This is a genomic window from Yaniella sp. (genome assembly GCF_030453185.1).
In the GTDB taxonomy this organism is placed as follows: domain Bacteria; phylum Actinomycetota; class Actinomycetes; order Actinomycetales; family Micrococcaceae; genus Yaniella.
This window is the reverse complement of sequence record NZ_JAKDKW010000134.1, coordinates 1-3,609: the sequence shown is the minus strand read 5'-3', so window position 1 is coordinate 3,609 and position 3,609 is coordinate 1. Positions and strand designations below refer to the sequence as shown.

4 protein-coding genes are annotated in these 3,609 nt (G+C 55.6%); all 4 read right to left on the bottom strand.

What is annotated here, in order from left to right; genetic code table 11:
- Nucleotides 1-122 precede the first annotated feature (122 nt).
- Nucleotides 123-1,406 carry a TRAP transporter large permease gene (locus L0H14_RS12135; RefSeq protein WP_301419723.1) on the bottom strand — a complete coding sequence of 428 codons (1,284 nt, stop codon included), beginning with the start codon at nt 1,404-1,406 and terminating at the stop codon, nt 123-125.
- Nucleotides 1,403-1,942, bottom strand: a complete 540-nt coding sequence (locus L0H14_RS12130) for a TRAP transporter small permease (RefSeq protein ID WP_301419721.1) — start codon at nt 1,940-1,942, stop codon at nt 1,403-1,405. The genes L0H14_RS12135 and L0H14_RS12130 overlap by 4 nt, the downstream gene beginning before the upstream one ends.
- Entirely contained in the window at nt 1,935-3,059 is a 1,125-nt protein-coding gene (gene dctP, locus L0H14_RS12125; protein WP_301421958.1) for a TRAP transporter substrate-binding protein DctP, read from the bottom strand. The genes L0H14_RS12130 and dctP overlap by 8 nt, the downstream gene beginning before the upstream one ends.
- 161 nt (nt 3,060-3,220) lie before the next feature.
- On the bottom strand, nt 3,221-3,609 hold a 389-nt coding region (locus L0H14_RS12120; protein WP_301421957.1), incomplete at its 5' end, for a LysR family substrate-binding domain-containing protein.

Sequence of the window (3,609 nt, the reverse complement as noted above, 5' to 3'; positions counted from 1 at the left end):
ATGATCTGCGTGAGATCGACCGCAACCGCGGCGCCGTCGTCATCGTTCGCCCCGACCAGTACATTGGCCACGTCCTGCCGTTGGACGAGTTCGAAGCGTTTGATAACTATTTTGCTACGTTCCTACATCAAGCTCGGTAAGAAGAGCACAATATCCGGGAAGATAAACAGCAGGATGGCCACCGCCAGGATCGCAAAGACGAACGGTATTGAGCCGGCGAACACTGCTTCCAGCGGCATACGGGCGGCTCTTGAGACCACGAAAACGTTCAGTCCTAAGGGCGGGGTAATCAACCCGATTTCTGCGAGAATAATGACCACGATGCCGAACCAAATGGGGTCAAAGCCAAGCATCTCGACGATCGGCAGCGTCACAGGAACCGTCAGTGAAATGATAGCCATTTGATCCATAAAGAATCCGAGCAACAAATACCCTAGAGCGATGACAGCGACAATTGCCCATGGGGCCCATGGCAGATCCGAAATGTTTTGAGCGATGACCGGTGTGACACCACTTTCCACGATGAAGTGGCCAAAGACATGAGCTGCCATCACGATGGTCAAAATCATGATCGACGACGAGACAGATTCTGATAGCGCGACTTTGAAGTTAGCCCACGTGAATTTACGCCGTGTGATCATCAGGATCAAACCACCGAGGGCACCAATGGCGGCCGCCTCGGTTGCAGTCGTTACTCCAAGAAACACCAGCCCGACTACAACTACAAACAAGAGCAGAATCGGTAGCAGACCTTTGAGACTCCGGAACTTCTCAGCCCACGAGCTGGGTTCTCCCTTCGGAGCGGAGCCCCCGCGCACACGAATGATGATTGCTACACAGATCCCCAGTGCAACAGCAACCAACAACCCGGGGACGAGGCCAGCAATGAGGGTGTCGCCAACAGGTGTTTCGGCTGTGATCGCATAGAAAATGAGCAGGATGCTCGGTGGAATCATAGCTGCCAAGGTGCCAGCCGAAGCGACAACACCAGCGCTAAGCCTCCGATCGTAACCCTGTTCGATCATCTTGTCAGTGGACGTGTGCGCCAGCGTTGCGGCGGCTGCGGTCGATGAGCCCGATACTGCGGCGAAAACTGCGCCTGCACCGACCGCGGCATACGCTGTACCGCCGCGGGTTCTGCCGATGAGTACTCGAGCGGAGTCGAACAGGCTATTAAGCGCGCCACTGTGCAGGACGAACTGCGCCATGAGAATGAAGAGTGGAATTGCCGCTAAGGAGTTACTCGCGACAGCGCTTTGGGGAATGGTTTGCAGCACCCCAAGGGTCGGTGCGAGCCCTAAGGTCAGCAACAGGCCCAAGATGCCCGCCGACAGGATAGCGAATGCTACAGGAACTCGAAGCAGGATGAGCACAACGAGTAGCAGCGAAATAAGGAGCACAATCATGCGATACCTCCACGATGTTTCGTTGGACACACCGCGTCGATGAGTACAAGAACAAGCATCATGAGTGCACCGATAGGCAGAAAGGTTCGCCATACCCAGGCGGGGATAAGAATCTCTGAAGATAGCGGCGGCGGAATTTCACCGGTCAGAAATGTCGTGACGGTAATTTGGAGACCGGCATAAATCAGCAGAATGGATGTTAGGACCAGTAGGCATCTTGCAAGCCAGTCCAACACGCGCTGCGAGGTCGGTCCCAGCCGGTCATAGACCAGTTCGGCGGCAACGTGCGCTCCCGTGGAATAAGCGTAGGGGAGTCCTAAGAACACCAAACCGGGCATCAGGACATTTTCGATCAGTGAAATGTTCCAACCCAGGGGTTGTTGGACCAGGTAACGCATGAACACCTCAACCACCATCACCACCATCATTGCCACGATTGCTGCGAAGGTAATGTATTTCGAAGCCGTCGCAATGGCGGCATAGGTGCGATCTAAGGGTGTGCGTGGATCTTCTATAGCATGTGTGGTATCACTCATACTTGGCCACCGCCTCATCGTATGCTTCTAGAACTTCTGAGCCGGGCATGCCGGCATCATTCAAACTGGTGGCCCAATCATCGCGAACACCCGCGAGCAGCTCGTCCCACGCTTCGGCATTCTCGCCTTCAATCGGAACATATGTCAGACCACCTTCGGCCATCTCCCGTTTGGCAATAGCCGTTTCCTCATTAACGCCTTCACACAAGCTGTTATTGGCGACTTTTGCGGAGCGGGTTACGCTATCCTGCTGTTCGGGCGTCAGGTTATCCCAAGCTTTTTCCGTGATGACATAGGGAAGAACGAATGACCCCATATTGAGTCCCTCTGTGCTGTAATCAGCCACGCCTTCCAGGCCGTACTGATGGGCACTGATGTAGGTAAAGCCCACGCCGTCAACGGTATGGCGGGCCATTGCTTCGTATGCGTCGCCACCCGGCATACTGACGGCTTGGGCGCCAATGTGGTCCGTTGTTGCGTCGAGGGCTCCTCCTGCAGAACGGATCAACAGACCGGGGGCATCTTCAGGAGACTCAACGCGTTTGGTAGCCGTCTGTAGCTCGTAGCCGGGAAGGACAGCAACCCATAATGGCCGGAGTCCGCGTGGTTTGAATTCTTCTTCGTACAAGATACCGTCTTCGCCCAGCAGGTCCATCATGGCGTTGGCGGCAACGCAGCTGTCAGAGACATCGCTGGGAAGATCTGAGACGCTGGAGAGCGGGAACTTGCTCTCTAGGTACGCTGGTGCGGTTGACCCAACATCAAGCACTTCGGTTTCCAAAAGGACGGCCAGGTCTTCCGGTGTTCCCATTTGTCCAGCGGGGAAGTAATCGATCGGTACGCCGCCAGACTCGGCTTCTTCGATGAAAACGCTGGCACCGTACTCAACGAACGGGTGCGATGGCGCATAGTCGTCGGCTAGTCGCAACGGGCTGGCTTCAACCGATGTTGGCGAAGCATCATTCTCGGAAGCCGTTCCGGCACACGCGGAGAGGGCAAACGATCCGACGACTGCCGTGGTGAAGTAGCGCAGTGTTCGGCTGGTGGTATTACGCTTGGGACTAGCATTTTGGCCCGGCATCATGCTCCTGAGTTTGCAGATACGCTCTGTGGTCATGTGGAACGACCTTGTTGCAGCATTCTTCTGCTGTGACGTGGTTCACGTTATCCAGCGAGAGCCTTTCTGGGCAACCTTCTTCAGGATCATTGCGCAGAACGTCAGGGATCGATGTCAATGAAGCATTGATCTTTTGGTCCGGGTGATCGTGGACACCGAAATCAGACCGATGTCTCAGGAGTGAAGAGCTCCTCGGCGGTGTCGATGACTGTTTGCAATACCGGGTTCAGTGCATCGCGCCGCCACACGAGCCGCAGCGGAATCGGGGTATTGCTGGGGTCATCAATTTCCAGAAACTTCACGTCGTCCGCGGGAACCGCAGATGCCACTGACGAAAGTGTCAACGATGCGCCCATACCCACGCCAACCAGGAGCATGACCGTCCAAGAGTCTGGCACCGTCTGGTTGCGCTTCGGTACAAAACCAGCGTTGAGTGACAGGTTGCGGAACCTGTTTTGCAACGCCGAGTTATAGCCGCCGGGCAGATTAATCCAGGCGTCCTGGGCCAGTTGAGCCATGCTCACCCGGTCGTGTTTTGCCAACGGGTGGT

What these genes read in the sequence shown, in the direction of transcription:
- dctP (WP_301421958.1), bottom strand. Translation starts at nt 3,059, where the DNA reads ATGACCACAGAGCGTATCTGCAAACTCAGGAGCATGATGCCGGGCCAA.
- L0H14_RS12135 (WP_301419723.1), bottom strand. Translation starts at nt 1,406, where the DNA reads ATGATTGTGCTCCTTATTTCGCTGCTACTCGTTGTGCTCATCCTGCTT.
- L0H14_RS12130 (WP_301419721.1), bottom strand. Translation starts at nt 1,942, where the DNA reads ATGAGTGATACCACACATGCTATAGAAGATCCACGCACACCCTTAGAT.